Genomic DNA, 18,657 nt, shown 5'->3' with positions numbered 1-18,657 from the left:
AGTTTCTTATTTTTATCTCGGAATAAATTTTCCGGTAAACTCCTGATCCAAAATATTTATACCTTGAACGAGGGTTACTTCGTACAATACGTTACTTCTCCTGCTTCCTATTTAAGGCTCGACACTTTCAATTCGCCAGTCCTTTAAAAAAGTTTTGCAGTTCAAATATCAGCCTTCTTGAGGCTTTTCTCTTGGGTTCTTGCAGGTTCAAACCTAACATAATATAAATTTATCTATATCTGTTTATTTCATCCTACCAACTAAATCTCAGAAGATTTTTTCCTTTTGAATCTATTATCCTACTTTCGGCAGGTCGACATTATATTTTGAGTGTTTTTTTCTGCTGGCGTTTTTCAAACATTATTTAAATATGCATTATGTTTGAAACTGGTTGACATATGACCCAAATCTCACGACATATATAAACAATGAGCCTTTTTTGCAATAATGTTTAGTATCAGGGATAATGTGTTTTCCAGCAAAAACACTATCAGCAAAAATATTACAATAAAAACAAGTTACCTGCCGAAAGCAGGTATTATAGCTGCTCATTAATGTATCAAAATTCCGTAGTAGATGCCCTTTTATTTCTCCTTTCTCTATCTGTTCCAGCTCATAAGTTGTACTAGCTAAAATCTGCGGGCGATAAAAGGAGAGAAAAAGTCTAAAGAATTGATGTATAAAATAGAAATGAAAAAGTAAACTATAAAACGAACAGTATATACTGTAATATATCTCATATCAAACATAATGTATGTTTTAATATGTATAATACAAAATTTAAAATGTAATTTATAAGTAGATACTTCAAAAAGATAACGTTTAAAAAGACTTAGACGATCAGGTATTTACTGTCCTTAATCTGAGCCCTACTGTCCACGCCGAGTATTTCGGCAATCTCAACGCCTTCGCTTCCTACATCGGAAAGACGGGTGTACATTTCAGCCTTTGAGATATACTTTTCAGTTCTTGTTCCGTCGGCTTCTTCCATTTTGATGGTAATTTCTTCTTTATTAAGCCCTTTTGTCAGACACTCATGGACGATCACGCCGTACTGTTCGGCAATCACTTTCAGGCAGTCGAAAATCTGGTTTGTAGAGATGGCATCTTCTTCGTCAAGCAGGACTTTTGAAAGGGTATAGGTTCGGATATTTGTCCGGAGGTAATTCTGGATCTTCTCCGGAATTTTAGCAAGAACCTTCATATCTATAAGAGCACCAAGCTCTTTGTCGGCAGTAATCTCTCTATCATCTTCATATACAAAGTACTTGAGCCCACTGCCTTCTATCCTGAACTTCCGGTTTGCTTTTTTATTTTCAAGAACAAGACGGATATTTCTTTCGTTGTCATATTCAAGGGAACTTACTAGAAACTCGGAGAGGTCCTGCATTTTTATTTTCTCTTCTTTTCGCAGGATTCCTGTCCTTGTCCATCCTGGCAGGCTCAAGCTATCAATAAGCCTCTCTACTGTCAGAGGCTCTTCTGTAAACCAGAGTTTATAATAGTATTGCAGGCCTGAAACCGAACCTTCTATTTCACCTGAAACTCCGCTTATACTGCTGGAAAGCTCAAATCTCTTTTTGGCTCCATATATTCCTGAGATCAAAAAAGGATTGAGAACCTCAAGGACCTTGCTCTCAATTTTTTGACATTCCTGAGCGGTTCCATTTTCAATTTTTCTGGACTCTATTTCAAGAATTTCATGCTTTCGCCCGAAATTTTCACTGCAGGTGATCCGGATTGCGTCAGCACAGGGTACTAAATCCTCTGTACCTATCTCTTTTATTAATTTATTAACCAATGAGCTGAGTTTCTCCTCGAAGATATTCATTCCAGCAATTCTGTTGTTCAATTCATGGAGCGCTTCTTTATTTTTGCACTTAAGTTCTATTATGGAATTCTCCAGAGGGATTACTCGGGCAGTTATGTCTATGTATGATTTCAGATCTTCAATGAAATCCCTCTGTACAGGCAGTTCCGTAGAGTCCTGGTAAACATATTTCATAAAAAGCACCCTGGATATCTGAACTAACTCTCCAAATATTCTATGCCTTATAGCTATATAACATTTTATCCAGGATCTTCAGGCATTTTTATGTGACGTCCCACTCCCCATAAGAATGTGCCTTCACCCCGGATTTTTTTCTAAAATTTTCTGGAAGGGTTTTACCCTTCCGGAATTCATAGAAGAACTTTTCGGACAGGATCCAGAATCTCATTTATATATTTTGCAGCTGCATTTTTAAGGTCCATTGGGTGGACTTTTTCTTCTATAAAGTCACTTTCCATCTCAGCGTAACTGTGGTATGTGAGGTTTCCACCGAATTTCTCAGGCCTTTCAATAACAACTGTTTCGTATCTTGGGATGATATGATAGCGGAAAAGAGCAAGAATCGGGTTTTCTTCTACGTCTCCTATCTTGCAGAAAGCTTTCTTAAACTTCTTGTAGATCTCTTCTTCCGTATCATCTACTGAAATAAAATTGTCCTTTGAAGAAGCCATCTTGGTTCCGTCAAGCCCAAGGAGAATAGGAGTGTGAATACAGATTGGTGCTTCAAATCCGAGGTTCTTTAAATTTTCGCGGGCAAGCATGTGGATTTTCCTCTGGTCAATCCCACCGACCGCCACGTCCACTCCGAGCATGGCAATATCAATAGCCTGCATCAGGGGATATACCATCTGGGAAACTGTCGGGTCGTCCATTGCACGCCCTACTTCGTCCATGCTCCTCTTTGCCCTGTTAAGGGTGACTGTTCTTGAAAGTTTGAGCACATTTAACATGTACTCGGCACCCAGCTGGAAGTCTGACCCGTAAACGAAATCAGTTTGTACTTCATCAAGCCCGAGAGCGATAAAGCAGCGCCGGTTGTAGTCTGCAATCTTCTTGACCTCTTCCAGAGTGCCTTTCTTGTTCATATAAGCGTGTACATCTGCAAGCAGGACAGTGATTTTGAATCCTGCTTTTTGCAAATCTATTAATTTGTTTACGGTAAGGACATGCCCCATATGGATTTTTCCGCTCGGTTCGTATCCTACGTAAGCACGGGGGATTTCTTTATTTTTAAGGAGTCCTTCCAGTTCTTCTTCGGTTACAATTTCCTGAACATTTCTTCTTATAAGCTCAAGTCTGTCCATTACATCTACATTCCTTTTCTTTTTTTATTCTGAAACACTTCAGTTTCTATTAATAAGTTTCTCTAAAAACGGTATCCCTTCTTCGGATTTGAATTTCGGGATTTCCCAGTTCTGAGTTATTTTTCTTCGCAGGGATTTTTCCTCTTTGCCAGATACCGGATTGAAACCATGGATTTCATATTCTTCGTTTGATATAATGATTCCTCTCCTCTGCCAGGCAGGAAGCGCCGCAAGATTGATGCCTCTCTCAAAAAGCATCTCATGAATTTCCCATTCTTTTTTTCCTTTCAGACACTTTGCGGCTTCATTCTTCTCCATACCTTCGTTCCTGAGGGCATAGTATCCCCAGGCTGCCACAAAGTTGCGCCAGGCTTCCAGCTGCCTCCAGTGAAAGTACTCAGGAATTTCTTCCTTTTGAAGAGCCACCAATCTGGAATCAAAAGCTATGGGTTCTTCAAGCCGCAGTTCTATCGTAAGGGCACTTCCCAAAAAGCTCGCCACAACAGAATCGATTTTTTCCACCCTGCCGTCAAAAGGTAGGTCTGTGAAAATAAAACTGGCTTCATCTGAAAAAGTATAGGCAAAAAGAGGGCTTAAACCGCTTTTTTTGATGAAGAGTTCGGCAGTGTTCGCCATCGCTCTGGCGAAGGTTTTATCATAGGGTTTCTTAAAGCCCAGGCCTGAAAGTGTATTTTTGAAATTCCTGCCGTCAGCGCGCAAGACCACTGGCGGGATACAGCGCATTTCAGCATAGATTTCCCGGTTTTTCATATGACTTTTCGAAAGACCATTCAGTCTTCTTTCCTCTTTTTGTATCTCTGGATAACGTCTCTGATTATTATAATGTCTGCTGCTGTTATAACCCACCGGTAGGGAATAATAATACCTCTGCTGCTAAGATCAAAAAGTTCCCTGTTAATGTCCGAAACAGCAAGTCCTGTAACTTTCCGTTCCTCGACATCAATTACAAGGTCCTGCAACTTCCCTACATAAACACCGTTGTTTGTGTATATGCTTAGGCCAAAGAGTGATGTGAGTTCTTCGCGCATTATATCCCAGCTCTATTAATTAATTTAAGTTATCTATGCATCCTAAATTTATTTAAATATCTTCCTCTACCTTATATGAAAAACATACTTATATATCTTACAGTTTTACTGAGCTCTCTTCTCTATTTAAAATATAGTTCCAGATTCTACAGTTCTACTTAATCTTAATGTTTACGATTAACGAATTATCTATTGCCTTTTTCTGAGAAAAAGGATTTTTAATCTATTTTCTATAATAAATACTCCGCGTTTAAGTTAGTCATAGGTGGTGTTTTTCTCTATTGAATTCTTTCCTGAATTGTCCTGGCCAGAGGAATGGAAACTTTTAATTCATAGTGCTTTAGCAGGAAACCCGTTAAATCTTTAGATTTAGCGGGTAGTTGACCCACCTTCTCTTCTCCGAATTGACCAAGAAGGATTAACTTTGTTTTTGTATTTTTTAGAGACATTTAAAAACAGAAATAAACTGGTAAATAGGGCAGGCTTCTGAGATTTTTATAATCCGCCTAAAAAACCCGCCTAAAAAACCTGCCGAAAAAAATGTACTGATTTTTCCGTTAACCGAAAACTTTCTTTTGTTAAACCTTTCTTTTGTTAATACTTACCTTTCAGCTCTGATCTGTCTATGCCTCTTAAGGTTTTTTTTGGTTTATTTTTTATATTTCCAGCTGTGAGATTCCCCTTCTAATCGTTTCTGAGGATTTTCTTAGTATCTCATACTGGCTTTCATCAAGTTTGAGTTCCAGGATTTCTTCTATCCCGTTTGCTCCCAGTTTTACGGGCACTCCGAAGTAAATTCCTTCCTGCCCATACTGCCCCTCAAGATATGCAGACGCCGGAATAATGCGTTTTGAATCTTTAAGCACGGCTTCTGCCATGCGCACAATGGCTGCAGACGGGGCATAAAATGCACTTCCCTGTTTGAGAAGTCCTACGATTTCGGCTCCTCCATTCACTGTCCTTTCTACAAGCCTGGCAATTGTCTCCTCCGGAAGCAGTTCCGGAAGCGAAACTCCTGAGACTGTGGTATACTGGGGGAGGGGAACCATAAGGTCTCCGTGGCCTCCTATAACCATTGCCTCGACATCCTTTTTCGAACACTTCAGTTCTTCTGCTATAAAGCTTGCAAAACGACCTGCATCAAGAACTCCACTCATCCCGAAGACCTTTTTTGGCTCAAAGCCCGTTGCTTTCATAGATACATATGTTATAATGTCAAGTGGGTTTGTGACATTTATAACAATGGAGTTCGGAGAATACTCTGCAATATTTCGGGATACCTCTCCTATTATTTTTGAATTGGTTTTAATAAGGTCTTCCCTGCTCATTCCGGGCTTTCTGGCAATCCCGGCTGTAATGATCACCAGGTCAGAGTCTGCAATGTCTGCATAATTGTTAGTACCTGTTACCTGTGTATCATAATCATTTATTGCCCCTGCCTGCATTAGGTCAAGAGCTTTTCCCTGTGGTAGTCCTTCCACAATATCTGTCATGACAATTTCGCCCAGTTCCAGTTCGGCTAGCCGCTGGACTGTGGTCGCACCTACATTTCCTGCACCAATTACGGAAATTTTAGCCATTACTTGCACACCCGTATAAAATATTCATTTGCAGGAAGCTTTCTTGATTCCTGCCTGTAAAAATCGATCATGAATTTCTAATTGGTTTGGTGGTAACTATATCTTAGTATTTATTTTTTTGGCTTTCTAGAAATCCTGAACTTGTATTTTTTCCCCAATCTTATTAAGTCGGACTCTATAAACCCTCTTTATGTTTTGCCCCCGCAAGAAATAAAGAGTACTTTATATTATCACTAGCTAAGTATATTAACCTTGTCGGTGTGACTCCGGAACGATTCCGTACGGCAAGGTCGACTCTTAAATACATGTCCGAACGAATTGACCCAGATTAATGTCTGTTTAGAGAACAGTTTCTATGTTCTGACCATTTAATGTAGGGTTTATATTTATTGAAAGCCACTGTCTGCGTTCTATGTCACTTTCAGTCCTCATGCAGTATTTTTATTAAAGATCACCTACAATGGTTCAGGGGAAAAATGCTAAAGAACACATATATTCACATTCCAGGCGTAGGAAAAGCTCTTGAGCAGAAGATCTGGGCTTCAGGAATAAATACCTGGGAAGAGTTCCTGGAAATGGAAGATCGAATCTCAATTCCTTTATCAAGGAAAACCAGAATATGTGACGAAATAAAGATTTCTTCTAAACATCTGGCTGCAAGAGATTGCTTCTTTTTTTCACAGCGTCTCCCTTCTGCAGAACACTGGAGGACTTATTCTCTGTTTTCTGACTCTGTCGCTTTCTTTGACATCGAAACCACAGGGCTTTCTCCCAGCAGGGACAGGATTACCGTTGTTGGAATCTATGACGGGAATGAGTCCAAAATGTATGTGAGGGGAATCAATCTTGATGACATAGTAGAGGAATTTTCAAAATACAAGCTCCTCGTGTCCTTTAACGGAGCCCGCTTTGATATTCCTTTCATAAAATCCGAATTTCCCGAAATCGAATTCAAGCAGCTCCACATCGACCTGATGTATCCGCTCAGGCGTATAGGGTATGGCGGAGGTCTCAAAAATATTGAAAAGCTGCTCGGGATCTGCAGAAGTGAGGATACGGACGGTATGGATGGATTTGATGCGGTCCGGCTCTGGAGGAAGTATGAGAAGGGCGATAAGGAAGCTCTGGACCTGCTTCTTAAATATAATCAGGAGGATATAGTAAATCTGAAAACTATTATTGAACTTACTTACCCGAAAATGGTTGAAAAAGCTTTGAAGACGTGAAACAGTGCAGTTTTCCTATCAGGATGTCGCCAAAAAGTAGAAATGTCAGCAATATGTATATATTGTCAGTTAATAACTTATGCACTTCCTATTGCTGTTCTGGATTTTGGCCTTACTGATTCACTGCTAACTTTTATGGCAAAATCTTGTATGTAAATCTTGTATGTAATTGAACAGGCTCGCTGTGGTATTGAACGTTATCTATATGCTCTGAAATAAAGGGGAATTTAATGGCAGTAACACTGAAGTTCGGGGATAAAGTCACTGTGGCGGATGTAAGAAAACTCCACGATATGGAAGATGTGGTATTTGATAGGGAATGGTTTGAAAGGGTAGATGAAAGAAATAAAGACATGTATTACATGTTCAGGGATCTTGCCAAAAATGATGCTGATCTTGAGAACATTAAAACCCACCACCTCAGATATGACATTACAAGAATCCCTCCCGGAATGCTTGGGTCAGAATATATTAAAACCGTAGGTCACTACCATCCGCAGGTTCCCGGAACAGATGTTTCCTATCCTGAGATTTACCAGGTGCTTGAAGGTTCTGCTACTTATCTACTGCAGAAAGTGGAACCTGGAGAAGAGGATATTGTTCTGGATGTGGCAGTAATCAAAGCAGAAAAAGGAGATATGGTGCTTGTCCCACCCGGGTACGGGCATGTAACAATAAACGCTTCAGAAAAGACTCTTGAGATGGCAAACTGGGTTTGTCGGGATTTCTCTTCGGTCTATGAGCCTGTAAAAAGACTTTCCGGAGCTGCCTATTTCCTTCTTAAAGATGGCTTTGCCAAAAATCCCCTTTACAGGGATATCCCATCCATTCGTTATCTCAAACCACTAAGCTTTGATGAACTCAGGCTTGATTCCGGAGAAAATATGTATGATCTTTTGCATAGAGCTGACAAACTAAGATTCTTAACGGCTCCGCAGGATTTTATGGGTTTCTTAGCGGGAGTGTTGTGAAAAGGATTCCGAGTTTCTCATGATATACACGAGCTCACGTTCTAATACATTTTTCCTGAAGACTCCTCTGAGAAACCTTAATTTTTATCTTTTTTTATTATAGCCTTTAAGGCCGGGAACTTACAGACAGATGGTTGATACCAATCGGGAGGATGTTTTTCCTTCATATTAATACACAACTTATAATAGGTATAAATACTTTCAATTACAGGAGGGTTGAAATGCAAAAAAATGGATACCGTATTCAGTTTACATCATCCCGAATCAGAGATCTCATGTACAGGACTACATTTGATCCGAAGAAAATGGATGGAGACGTCATACTTAATCTCTCGCTTATCGATAAAAAAGACCTGGACGATGTGCTCGGGATCTTCAAGATGGTTATCTCAAGCGGACTTTCCGTGACCCCTTACGTAAAAGTAATTTCCGAAGGGGAATCAATCGGAAACCTGACCATTGAAAACGGAAAGGTAGGGATCGGGACTGTCTGCAGTATAACTATTGACGGCGTACTGCTAAAAGCAGGAATTCCTGTAAATCCGAAGCTTGGCGGGGTTGTCCAGATCCGAAACGGAATTCCTGTACGTTTTACCGATGTGCTGACATATGTAAGTACAACTGTAGATCCTCTGGAAGTCCTGATGTCTCAGGGAATCACTTCCGTATCTGAAATGCTCAGGACAGGTTCAGGCAAGATTCTCGCAAACCTGAGGGAAGCTCCCATGGTTGCAAGAGATGTGATTGAAAGTAGCCTTTCTGACCTTCTGGATGCAGGCTTCAGCGGAATTCTGGAAGTGGGAGAACCAAACACAAGAGTTCTCGATGTCCCTATTGAGAGAGACCACCTCGGAATAGTTGTCATTGGAGGAACAAATCCGATGGCTGTTGTACAGGAGTATGGAATTCCTATAGACACAAGTGCAATGTCAAGGTTAATTTCTTTCAAGGAAATGAGCCGGATTGAAGATCTGGTCTGAAACCTGCTTATTACCTCTATTCCAGAAATTCCTGTCCTTCATTCACTGAGCCTTGAATTTGCTTTTCGTGGTATCCGGCTTTCCGGAACGATTTCCGGAGGGCAGCCTCCATTATCTTGAATTTGCTTTCCGTCGAAGCTGTTCTCCTATGAAAAGGTCCAGTTTTCGGGCAAACTCTTCTTTTACGTTCTCAGGAATAGTTGCCCCTGCGGCAATATCGTGTCCGCCGCCTGCCCCGCCAACTTCTGCCGATACAGTTGACATTGCTTCAGATAAGTTTACTCCTCTGCGGATCAGGTCCTGCGTCCCTCTTGCTGAGACCTTAACTCCTCCCTCTGTTTTTGCAAAGGCAATAATTGGAAGATTCCTGTTTTCAACTATTGTGGAACTCATGCCTGCAATTATTCCTACAATGGTTTCCTTTATCTGCGAACCTGCATCAAAGTACTGGATGTTATTGAGCTGAGTAATACCATTTTCTTTTACGTACAGAAGCCCGTTAACGAGGTTTTGCCTGTGTTCAGCAAGCAGTTTTTTGGCATCTTCGTAGGCGTTTTCCCTGTCCCCCATGCAGACTGCAAGCCCGATGTCAGCATGGTCGTACCGGGCAGTAGCATTGAGAAGAGTGGAAAACTCTGATGCATCTCTCATTTCCGTACCTTCCTTTTCATTGAGGAGGACGTACACCTCGCCTATCAGGCGCTCGATCCTGTATGACGGTATTCCTGATTTAAGGCAATACTGGATAAGCCCTGAGACAATTTTCTGTTTTTCCGAAACCTCAAGTTCTATCCAGCGCCTCCAGCGCTCGTCCTGGCTGTGGCGAATATTCAGGGAATGAAGAAATTCAATGCAAGCTTCTTCATCTCCGGTAAGTCCGGGAAGGTAAGGATCAGAAGAGTACTGCAGAAGTTTGTAGATTGGGCGGGTCTGCTTTCCGAACAGGGTCAGGTCTTTTTTGAATTCGAGGTTCCCTCCTCTCACCCCTTCTTCCAGAATTTCCCTGTTAATCCCTACAAGCTGCCCCATTTTCAGGTGCTGCATATCCCCTACAGCCCCTACTATGGCAAGTGAGGAAAGGTCTCTGTTTTTTCCGAGGGCTGAAGCCAGAAGGTAAGTGGTTCCCGAACCGCTTAGTTCGTAAGAACCGTTCGCCCCAAAAAGGTGTGGGTTGAGGTGAAACTCCAGAGTGCCCTGAGGCTGGTGGTGGTCTGAGACAATAGCATTGATCCCGCGGGATTTTATATGTTCGCACATCCCGCTGCCGAGATCCGTAAAAACTATTAACTCATGGTTTTCGTCTGCGAGAGTGTCAAGGGCTTTTTCATCGAGTTGCTTTACAAAACGTGCTGTATATTCGATATTTCCCCGTTCAAGAGCTGTGCAGATAATCCCTGCAGAAGTCAGTCCGTCTGCATCTATATGAGATACTACGTGCACTGACCTATGTTTTCTTATCTCTTCGGCACATCTGCCTGCTTCTTTTCTAAATGCTTCCATAATTTCAGTCATTACTTTCTCCGAGATTCTCTGCTAGCCTCAGTTTAACTGTCTTTTTCCCAGCGATTTTTTCTTCCCCATTCTTTAGGGTTTATCATGTAATCTTTTCCATCCCTTTTCATTTCCGGAAAATTTCGGATTTCCTGTACTGTTAGTTTAAGATTTTTTGCATGATAACTCTTCTCCAGCTCTTCCCAGGGGACCATATATGCTTCCCTGTCATGACCTGTCCCGAGGCGAAGCTCTACTGCAAGGAATCCCCTCCTTCCCGATTTATTCAGGTAGTCTGAAATCCTGTCTATTTGATGGATGCCTTTTTTGTCTACAGTAAAATGCTGGGTGAAGTAAAGTGCGTTTGCTCCTTTCTCCACAGAGATACTTTTACATTCGATCCCCAGGTACAGGTCAGGGTCAAGGGAATCTACAAGCACGTCAAGGAACTGAGAAGTAAACCTGTGCTGCTTAAGCCGGTAGGAGATGGCTCTTATGCCTTTTTCCTCAATGTATGCGTTAAATGAGTTTACAAGCACATGTTCGAACTCGGTCATAAAATCCATCTCCTGTTTTTCTCTATTTTACTTAAGCTTTTTATTTAAAACATAAGGGCAATGCCCGGGTTTATTTTCTATTTTTTTTCGGATAGCAAAGATAATACAGACGGGAAACAGATAATGAATTCCAGTAGCTAGATCGTGCATGCGGACAACAGATAATGAATTCCAGTAGCTATAGTGCATGCAGACAACAGATTATGAATGCTGGTGGCACAGGTAATGCATCCCGACGACAGATAATATGGGTTTTAGGGTAGGTTTCTGGTAAGAGTAAAGATGTTATCGGTCAGGTATTGATAAAAGTAATGCATATCAGGCTCAATAATATTCCTACATCAATAATATTCTTGTATCACTGGTAGTTGCTAAAATGTACTGATGTATGAAATAAGGTTCCTGTATGAGAAAATATCTAATTACATCTAATTTGTTATTTCTAAAAGAAATTTTTATCCTGAAGGATAGTTTTCTTTAAAAGCTTGCTGGTGACTGGAACTCTTAAATTAATTAATTTACGAGAGACACGTTTTCCGATACATTTTTCCTGTATCAGCTCTGGAACTTATAGGATTTGCTTCAGGATATGTCTCTGAATATTTTAAAAAAGTTTAAGCAGGGAATTCTGCCGGAGAATGGACGCCGATCAGGATTTTGATCGGCTTATTTAGAACTTTATTTTAATTCGATATGATAAAGGTTACAAACTCAGGGCTGAGCCTTGTTTCCCTTACAAGTCTTTCTATTGTGTCTTCATCGGAGTTTCCCTCTTCTTTCAGTTCCTTTATACGGTCAAATACATGTTGGGAAACTTCGGAATATTCGTTGATGTCTTTTCTGTGGCCCCACACATCGCCCTCAAGCAAAGCAATGTTCTGCATCGATAGATACATCTGTGCAGAACTGGAAATCGTTCTCTTGTATGAGCTCGGGATGTGGATCGCTTTTACTTCTGGACACTTCAGAATGAGTTTAAAAATGTCCTTGTTGGATGGTCTGAATGCAAGATGGACAATTTCCTCATTGAGTTTTAAAGTGTCAATTTCTTCTTTTGAGCTTACAACTCTAATTTTCATTTTTATCACCGCTCTTTCCAGGTTTTTTAGGGTTTAATTTAGGGTTTAATTTAGGGTTTCTCAGGTTTAATTTAGGGTTTAATTAGGGTTTAATTAGGGTTTAATTAGGGTTTAATTAGGGTTTAATTAGGGTTTAATTAGGGTTTAATTTAGGGTTTAATTAGGGTTTAATTTAATATTTCTCAGGTTTTTTAGGGTTTCTTAGGTTCTATTTAAGGTTTCTTTGGTTTAATTTCGGGTTTGTTTTTGTCTTTAAAATTCAAAACCTGAGTGGGGCTTTCGGATCTGATATATTACGTTTTTTATTATGTTAATGTCTCATAATATTTATTTTTTTATGAATGTTTTTTTTACTTTTATTTTAATCAAAAATTTATTTCAGAAGCCAAATCTCTTAATTGCCTTATTTTTGCTTTTTATAATTTTTTTCTTTTTCAGGTTTTTAATTTCATATATTACGGATTTACCTTAAAATGTGACCCGTATTTTTTTCCTGAAGCTTGAAGAGTATTTTTTGCGAAACCAAAAGTTGACATTTTTCTTTTTTTCATATAAATTGTAAATATTTTATACAATTTGTGAAGGCGGGTATACGTTATTGTACCATACTATTTAACATTTCTCTGTAAATCTCCCTGTGAAATCTGTAGATTCGAATGCGATGGACAGGGATTTCAGTTAACTAGTTATTTTTTATAGGCTGTTTTTCCTCATTTTGCAGGTACTAAGGACAGAATATTCCCCTCCCCAATCTTTTTTATATTTTTTATGTGCCATATAATCCCCCTCATTCTTTAAAATTGATGGCTCAACTGAATTTTCTTCCTAACAAGGTCTTTCGTCTCTGGTCAGTTAATTTTACTAACGCAGAAATTTTGACTTGCGCTTCAATATTATTATTCAGTTGACTTACTTTATTTACACAGTACTATTTATATTTTTACATTAATTATATTTGATAGACCTTATATCTTTAAAATATAAGTGGTTATTATAAGGGAAAAGTTATAATAGCCAATTTTATCAGTTTCTCTTTATTGCCTTGCTTGTTGAGGTTTTAGCCCGTTTTTCCTCTTAACTTTTTAGATCCAAATCAAAACCTTCTATACTCTATAACTAAAAAACCACAGTACGATTTTTATATTAATAAATTTTATTAAAATGTTTTTACAAATTAATATTTATATATTTTTCTTTACTCTTCTCTTTTAAACCCAAAATCTGAAATAAATTGTCAGGAGCAAGCTGATAAACAATCCGAATTTTTATAAAAAACCGCTTATACAAATATCTGGAGTATAAAGGGAGTTGAAAAAATAGTTAGTGGGAAAGCCAGACACTTGAAACATAATGTGGGGAGAAAACGGTAAGTGCTTAAGATGGTGTTTCCGGATGTATACTGATAGATGCTAGAAAAGCAAATCTTATACCAAAAAGTCCCTGCAAGGACAACTGTTAACAGGAATATTACGGGTTCCAGTAACTCTGGAGAGGTTCCGGAACCCGATAGGTTGTGTAAAGTATCGGGTTGGAAAACTCAGTTTAAGGTATGTAGTGGAAGAGGGCCATCTTTTTAGCCCCTCAGAGTTTTTGACATATAAGCTCCGTCAAGATTATACCCGAGTTTTCGGTAGTATTCCCTGGCACCTATTCCACTGATTATTGCAAGTTTCCTGTAGCCGGATTCATATGCCGTTTTTTCAGCGTGCTCAATAAGTTCTTTTCCATAGCCCCGGTGCTGCCATTCCTTTTGTTTTGCCCCTTTTCCTACAGGTACCATGGAGCCGTAAACGTGCAGTTCTCTTATAAGGGCGGAGTCCTGCAGTTCCTGACGGTGGGGAGTCGCCGGGAAACGCAAACGCGTAAAACCTATCAGGATATCTGCCGAAAGGTCCTCAAAAGCAATGAAATGTTCTTTACCGTTACAGGCTTCGTAAGTTTCCATCGTAAGCTCGATGTCTTTCTCGTTTAGCCTTCTCCCTTTCAGGCTATTGTGCCCCACTTCCCTGCAGCGTATACAGTGGCATTTACCTCCCTTTTCCCGAAGTTTTTCTTCTGCAAGTTGCCTGAGGTTACTCTTTCTGACGCCTGCAAAGATTTGATTGGCGGGAATGTCACGCTGGATGCGCTGGAGTCTTACCCATTTAGGCAGGACAGCTTTTATGTCTGCAACGAGCTCTGCAGCCTCTTCATCTGAAAGTGCCTGATATTCTCCGGCTTCCCACATCCTGTGCAGAGGGGTGCCTTCAGTCACAAGGGTTGGATAAATTTTGAGGTAATCCGGCATGAAACGCGGATCTTCAAAGAGCTTTTTAAACCCTCTCAGGTCGAGTTGTGAATCTGATCCCGGGAGGTGGGGCATCATGTGGAAGCCTACCTTAAATGCGCTGTCTCTTAATACCCGGTTAGCCCTGACAATTTCTGCAACACCATGTCCTCTCTGCATTCTGGTTAAGACAAAGTCATAAACACTCTGGACTCCAAGCTCGACTTTTGTTCCTCCAAGCCTGAGGAACTCGTCCACATGTTCTTCTCTTGCCCAGTCTGGACGTGTCTCAAATGTTATTCCCACGTTACGGATGTCCGCTATTTCGTTAGCTTTCTGAACCTCTTCAAGCGGAATGTAAGGGACTGATTTTCCGATCTTCCAGACATTTTCCCTCCATTCAGTGCCTGTGAGATCGTTCATTGCTTCAAGGCAACGTTTGCTAAACCATTCCTGATAGTCGAGGCTGCGTGCTGAAAATGTGCCTCCCATAACTATCAGCTCTACCTTCTCCACATCATGGCCGATCTCCCTTAGCTGAGATAGCCTGGATTGAACCTGGGCGTAAGGGTCGAACTCGTGTTGAATAGCTCTCATTGCTGCAGGTTCTTTTCCCATGTAGCTCTGAGGGGATTTAAATGCTGATTTTGGGCCTCCCGGGCAGGGTAGACAAACTCCATGAGGGCATGGGGCGGGAGAGGTCATTACAGCAATTACTGCAACTCCGGAAATTGTCCTTACGGGTTTTCGCCTGAGGAACTCCTTTATTAGAGCTCGCTCTTCAGGTGTACCCTGCATAATTATATCTCCATTTCTGGGCAGGCTGGCAAGATGATGTAGCTTACTCACATCTTTTTTTTCTTTGTTCAACTGGACTTCGTCTTTTATTTCACCGGCAAGTACCTTTTCAAGTACACTTCTGCAGGCCCTGTTATAATCAGCTTCCTTCATTTCATATTCCGTCTTTCCGGCATTTATTCCCGGCTATTTCTTTCGGCAGCAGTTTTAGATAAAAGTGTTTTGAGACCGATTTCTAAGTAATGGAATTTCCCTTATGTAGGATTCTTTAAATTTTCGTTGGTCTGAATTCTCAATAAACTTGCTTTATCTAAATATTGAAACCTGCTGCTGTACCTCTCTAAAAAAAGATAATTTTCGATCTTTTATACTAAAGATCGTTTGTTTGAATTTTCATTTTTTATTGTATAGCACACTTAATTTTTGCTGTTGTATTGTTTTTGTTACTGTATTATATCTATAGATACAACGTTGAGTATAGTACATGTATAATGACGACTGAGCCATCTCTCAGGCATGTCTGTATCGTGTGCTTGATTGTTTTTCTAGACATTTTTTACTTCTGTAACCATCCACATGTCCAGTTTGATCAGCAGGTGTCGAATCCGATGATAAAAGTCCCCTGCCCTACCTGTGGCTTGAGACCCATTACAGACCTGATGTACTCGTCTGAAGGGGTGGATGGGGACGCGAGCACGGTATTAGCCACGTTGCTCACACATTCTACTTCTTTACAACTCTGGGGAGGGAGTACAACAGTCATCGGTTCTTTTTTTGTGCTCTGCGGCTTTGGTACTGCATTTCTGTAAATTACAAAATTTCCCATCACCATCATATCCTTGCACTTTTTACACTCTTCGAGTTTTTCGGGGTCATAGACATCTTCACCTACTTTTTCCCCATACTGCATTAGAATTACATTTGGTCCTTCAGGCCAGACGTAGTCCATGTTGGTTGTAAAGGCAATGATTACCTGGCGTTTGAAAACCTCTTTGATCCCCTGGTTATCTCCGATTCCCATGCCCATCAAGACCGCCCCTTCGGCTTTTTTCTCGAGCTCAAATATTTTCTCTTTATCTTCTTCATTCAAAATGTACGTATCTTCCACGCCTTTGATGGCTTTAATCCTGCAGAGGACATTCTGGATAATATCTTGACATTCCAAAGCTGATACCCCATGTTGTTTTTAATCCTATGTTGCATTGTTCAGGTATAAAATATGATCTTATATAGGTTATCTGTATAATGTCAGGTGCCTTATTTTCAGGGCATCCTTTCTTCAGATTATTTTCTACTCTTTTCTTTTATATATTTTTCTTATATTATATTTCCTCTCTTATATCGTCAATTTCTAATATTCTGTATGATTATACTATACACCGAGTGAAATAGACATTTTTTTTACTTTTATTATTATAAAACTAATGAAAGTCCGTGCGAAAAATAACTGAATTGTTTCAAAAGTTTATTTTTACTTTTACCCCCAATCCTCGAAATTTGCCAGCTTTACCGGACTAATTTCTAAACTGCCACTTTTCCTGCTGTCCGTGTGTTCAGTATCTAGAGTACATGTAAAAGACAGCCTATTATGGAGTATTCAAACACAGTCTCTTTTTAGAAGATGCCTGCTCACGTATAATCTGGAATGTATTAGACTGTTATACTAATAATGCCCTGCTTCGGTTCTGCAGTTGAGAAAAGGATGGCATGTGCGAAGTGCCGATATTTTTACCTGATTTAATAGGTTTTCAAAATGGATCAACATTGAATAAATGGTGTTTTTACATAATCGTTTTTTAAAATTAGTATTGTTTCAAATTATTTAGTTACTCCTCTTAAAACACATTACCTTTTTTCCATAGTGTTTTATAAGTATTTCTACTTCATCTTCTCTGTTAACCTCTGACGAATATTCTGCCCGGGTTCTTTCGACATTTACCGTCATTTGTATCGTTGTTTTGCGCTTTTCTTCTTTAATTCCCCTGAAATAGACCACAAAAGATTTAATAATGCAATTATTTTATAGAACACTTGTAATCCAATTTAGAGGGATAAGGAGGGAATGAAATCCTCTTCGGCAATCGACGAAATGGATGAGTCTGATTTGGTGAAGAATGGTGAAACCCTTTAAGTGTTTGATCCCGACACTTCTTCTTACATACGATATATCTTAACAAACATGGAGGAAACAATAATATGAAGAGATTTGCAGCAGTATCACTGGCTGTTCTCATGCTTCTCACTGTATTTGCATCCGCCGCAAGTGCAGCAGACGTAATTGAGATCCGTGGCCCAGTGTACAATGGCTCTGATATCAACGACATTATTGATACATATGGCGCTGGTAACACCCTTACAATCGATGCAACTAAGTTTGCAGCATTTTACTATGACATTGACGATAATGTGACAACCGAAACCCTTTCCATTGTTAAAAAACCTGACACTAAAGGCAATGTCATTGGAGAAGGCGGAATTGTCTACTCAACAACCATTCAGAATGTTGCTTACGAATATGAAAATGCAGCAGATGGCTGGAGCAACTACAGCCTGATCGGTTTCTTCGCAGAGAAGTACATCCCGATCAACCCTGACAAAGCTGACAAGCTCGCAAAGCTCGTCCTTGACAGCGATGACAAGTACACCATCAGAACCGGCGAACTCCTCGACCTCGGCGAAGGCTATGCTATCGAAGCCAAGCAGGTCGATGTTGACGGTGAGAAAGTCTGGCTCGAATTATCCAAGGACGGAGAATTCGTAGATGATGAAATCATCTCAGTCGGTACTGGCACCAACACCTGGGAAGTCGAACTTGATGACATCCAGGACGAAGACGATGTCGTTGTCCTCAGAGTACACGTCAACCAGGTCTTCCAGGGCGCAGTAGACAGCATTGCCCAGATCGAAGGTCTCTGGCTCATTGACTACGCAAACGCAATGACAATCGAGTCTGACGACGAATTCGGCGAACTCAATGATGTTTCAATCAACGGTAAAACCCTTACCATCACCAACGAAGACACCTTCACCCTTACCAGGGATGACGCAGATGAAATCGCTGAGGGCATGTTCTTCAAGACCGCTGACACCAGCTCCAATGTGCTCAGGTTCTACGTCATGAAGGAAATCACAGAGCCCGGCACCTATGAACTCAGAGGACAGGTCGCCTCCGGCGCAGGTGACTTCACCTGGGATGCAACCAAATTCGCTGGCTTCTACTATGACATCAACGACGATGTCTCCACAGAATCCCTCAAAGTTTCCGGTATTAAAGGAAACGTGATTCCTGAAGGCGGCCTCGTTTATTCGACCACCATCGAGAATGTTGATTACGAGTACTCCAACGCAAAGGCAAACTGGGGACAGTACCCTGTTATCGGCTTCTTTGCAGAAGAATACATCCCACTCAACGCTGACAAAGCTGACAAGCTTGCAAAGCTCATCCTTGACAGCGATGACAAGTACACCATCAGAACCGGCGAACTCCTCGACCTCGGCGAAGGCTATGCTATCGAAGCCAGGCAG

At 40.5% G+C, this 18,657-nt stretch carries 14 protein-coding genes; 4 read left to right on the top strand and 10 right to left on the bottom strand.

What is annotated here, in order from left to right:
* Positions 1-832 precede the first annotated feature (832 nt).
* The 5 genes from EO95_RS14505 to mdh form a co-directional block, all read right to left on the bottom strand.
* Positions 833-2,005: a hypothetical protein gene (locus EO95_RS14505; protein ID WP_048135820.1), complete on the bottom strand. Its 1,173-nt coding sequence runs from the start codon at positions 2,003-2,005 to the stop codon at positions 833-835.
* Between the two features lie 176 nt (positions 2,006-2,181).
* Positions 2,182-3,135: a tyrosine--tRNA ligase gene (locus EO95_RS14500; protein WP_048135819.1), complete on the bottom strand. Its 954-nt coding sequence runs from the start codon at positions 3,133-3,135 to the stop codon at positions 2,182-2,184.
* Between the two features lie 39 nt (positions 3,136-3,174).
* A complete protein-coding gene (locus EO95_RS14495; RefSeq protein ID WP_048135817.1) occupies positions 3,175-3,906 on the bottom strand; it encodes a tRNA(His) guanylyltransferase Thg1 family protein in 732 nt (243 codons plus the stop codon).
* A 20-nt stretch (positions 3,907-3,926) separates the two neighbouring features.
* A complete protein-coding gene (locus tag EO95_RS14490; protein ID WP_048135815.1) occupies positions 3,927-4,184 on the bottom strand; it encodes a PRC-barrel domain-containing protein in 258 nt (85 codons plus the stop codon).
* Positions 4,185-4,840: 656 nt separating this feature from the next.
* Positions 4,841-5,764, bottom strand: coding sequence for a malate dehydrogenase (mdh, locus tag EO95_RS14485; RefSeq protein ID WP_048135813.1), 924 nt, complete (start codon positions 5,762-5,764; stop codon positions 4,841-4,843).
* A 476-nt stretch (positions 5,765-6,240) separates the two neighbouring features.
* Between mdh and EO95_RS14480 the strand changes: the two genes are divergently transcribed.
* The 3 genes from EO95_RS14480 to nrpRII all read left to right on the top strand — a co-directional run bounded on the left by EO95_RS14480 (position 6,241) and on the right by nrpRII (position 8,941).
* Positions 6,241-6,990 carry a ribonuclease H-like domain-containing protein gene (locus EO95_RS14480; RefSeq protein WP_048135811.1) on the top strand — a complete coding sequence of 250 codons (750 nt, stop codon included), beginning with the start codon at positions 6,241-6,243 and terminating at the stop codon, positions 6,988-6,990.
* 230 nt (positions 6,991-7,220) lie between these two features.
* On the top strand, positions 7,221-7,961 hold the full coding sequence (locus tag EO95_RS14475) for a glucose-6-phosphate isomerase family protein (RefSeq protein ID WP_048135809.1): 741 nt from the start codon (positions 7,221-7,223) through the stop codon (positions 7,959-7,961).
* A 221-nt stretch (positions 7,962-8,182) separates the two neighbouring features.
* On the top strand, positions 8,183-8,941 hold the full coding sequence (nrpRII, locus tag EO95_RS14470) for a global nitrogen regulator NrpRII (RefSeq protein WP_048135807.1): 759 nt from the start codon (positions 8,183-8,185) through the stop codon (positions 8,939-8,941).
* 111 nt (positions 8,942-9,052) lie between these two features.
* Here the strand turns inward: nrpRII and EO95_RS14465 are convergent, their stop codons facing one another.
* The 5 genes from EO95_RS14465 to EO95_RS14445 form a co-directional block, all read right to left on the bottom strand.
* Complete coding sequence (locus EO95_RS14465; RefSeq protein ID WP_048135805.1) at positions 9,053-10,453, bottom strand: DHHA1 domain-containing protein; 1,401 nt, start codon at positions 10,451-10,453, stop codon at positions 9,053-9,055.
* A 32-nt stretch (positions 10,454-10,485) separates the two neighbouring features.
* Entirely contained in the window at positions 10,486-10,989 is a 504-nt protein-coding gene (locus tag EO95_RS14460; RefSeq protein ID WP_048135803.1) for a hypothetical protein, read from the bottom strand.
* A gap of 683 nt (positions 10,990-11,672) precedes the next feature.
* Positions 11,673-12,068: a DUF1699 family protein gene (locus tag EO95_RS14455; protein WP_048136055.1), complete on the bottom strand. Its 396-nt coding sequence runs from the start codon at positions 12,066-12,068 to the stop codon at positions 11,673-11,675.
* Positions 12,069-13,641: 1,573 nt separating this feature from the next.
* Complete coding sequence (locus EO95_RS14450; RefSeq protein ID WP_048135801.1) at positions 13,642-15,285, bottom strand: tRNA uridine(34) 5-carboxymethylaminomethyl modification radical SAM/GNAT enzyme Elp3; 1,644 nt, start codon at positions 15,283-15,285, stop codon at positions 13,642-13,644.
* A gap of 436 nt (positions 15,286-15,721) precedes the next feature.
* On the bottom strand, positions 15,722-16,297 hold the full coding sequence (locus tag EO95_RS14445; RefSeq protein WP_048135799.1) for a hypothetical protein: 576 nt from the start codon (positions 16,295-16,297) through the stop codon (positions 15,722-15,724).
* A gap of 1,031 nt (positions 16,298-17,328) precedes the next feature.
* On the opposite strand from EO95_RS14445, the gene EO95_RS14440 reads away from it, so the two are divergent.
* Positions 17,329-18,657, top strand: a 1,329-nt coding sequence (locus EO95_RS14440) for an S-layer protein domain-containing protein (protein WP_048135797.1), incomplete at its 3' end; no start/stop codon positions are given.

The sequence above is a fragment of the Methanosarcina sp. 1.H.T.1A.1 genome (genome assembly GCF_000979295.1).
In the GTDB taxonomy this organism is placed as follows: domain Archaea; phylum Halobacteriota; class Methanosarcinia; order Methanosarcinales; family Methanosarcinaceae; genus Methanosarcina.
Note: the sequence above shows the minus strand (reverse complement) of the source record. Positions and strands in the feature narration are given on the sequence as shown.

What these genes read in the sequence shown, in the direction of transcription:
- EO95_RS14505 (WP_048135820.1), bottom strand. Translation starts at nt 2,005, where the DNA reads ATGAAATATGTTTACCAGGACTCTACGGAACTGCCTGTACAGAGGGAT.
- EO95_RS14500 (WP_048135819.1), bottom strand. Translation starts at nt 3,135, where the DNA reads ATGGACAGACTTGAGCTTATAAGAAGAAATGTTCAGGAAATTGTAACC.
- EO95_RS14495 (WP_048135817.1), bottom strand. Translation starts at nt 3,906, where the DNA reads ATGAAAAACCGGGAAATCTATGCTGAAATGCGCTGTATCCCGCCAGTG.
- EO95_RS14490 (WP_048135815.1), bottom strand. Translation starts at nt 4,184, where the DNA reads ATGCGCGAAGAACTCACATCACTCTTTGGCCTAAGCATATACACAAAC.
- mdh (WP_048135813.1), bottom strand. Translation starts at nt 5,764, where the DNA reads ATGGCTAAAATTTCCGTAATTGGTGCAGGAAATGTAGGTGCGACCACA.
- EO95_RS14480 (WP_048135811.1), top strand. Translation starts at nt 6,241, where the DNA reads ATGCTAAAGAACACATATATTCACATTCCAGGCGTAGGAAAAGCTCTT.
- EO95_RS14475 (WP_048135809.1), top strand. Translation starts at nt 7,221, where the DNA reads ATGGCAGTAACACTGAAGTTCGGGGATAAAGTCACTGTGGCGGATGTA.
- nrpRII (WP_048135807.1), top strand. Translation starts at nt 8,183, where the DNA reads ATGCAAAAAAATGGATACCGTATTCAGTTTACATCATCCCGAATCAGA.
- EO95_RS14465 (WP_048135805.1), bottom strand. Translation starts at nt 10,453, where the DNA reads ATGACTGAAATTATGGAAGCATTTAGAAAAGAAGCAGGCAGATGTGCC.
- EO95_RS14460 (WP_048135803.1), bottom strand. Translation starts at nt 10,989, where the DNA reads ATGACCGAGTTCGAACATGTGCTTGTAAACTCATTTAACGCATACATT.
- EO95_RS14455 (WP_048136055.1), bottom strand. Translation starts at nt 12,068, where the DNA reads ATGAAAATTAGAGTTGTAAGCTCAAAAGAAGAAATTGACACTTTAAAA.
- EO95_RS14450 (WP_048135801.1), bottom strand. Translation starts at nt 15,285, where the DNA reads ATGAAGGAAGCTGATTATAACAGGGCCTGCAGAAGTGTACTTGAAAAG.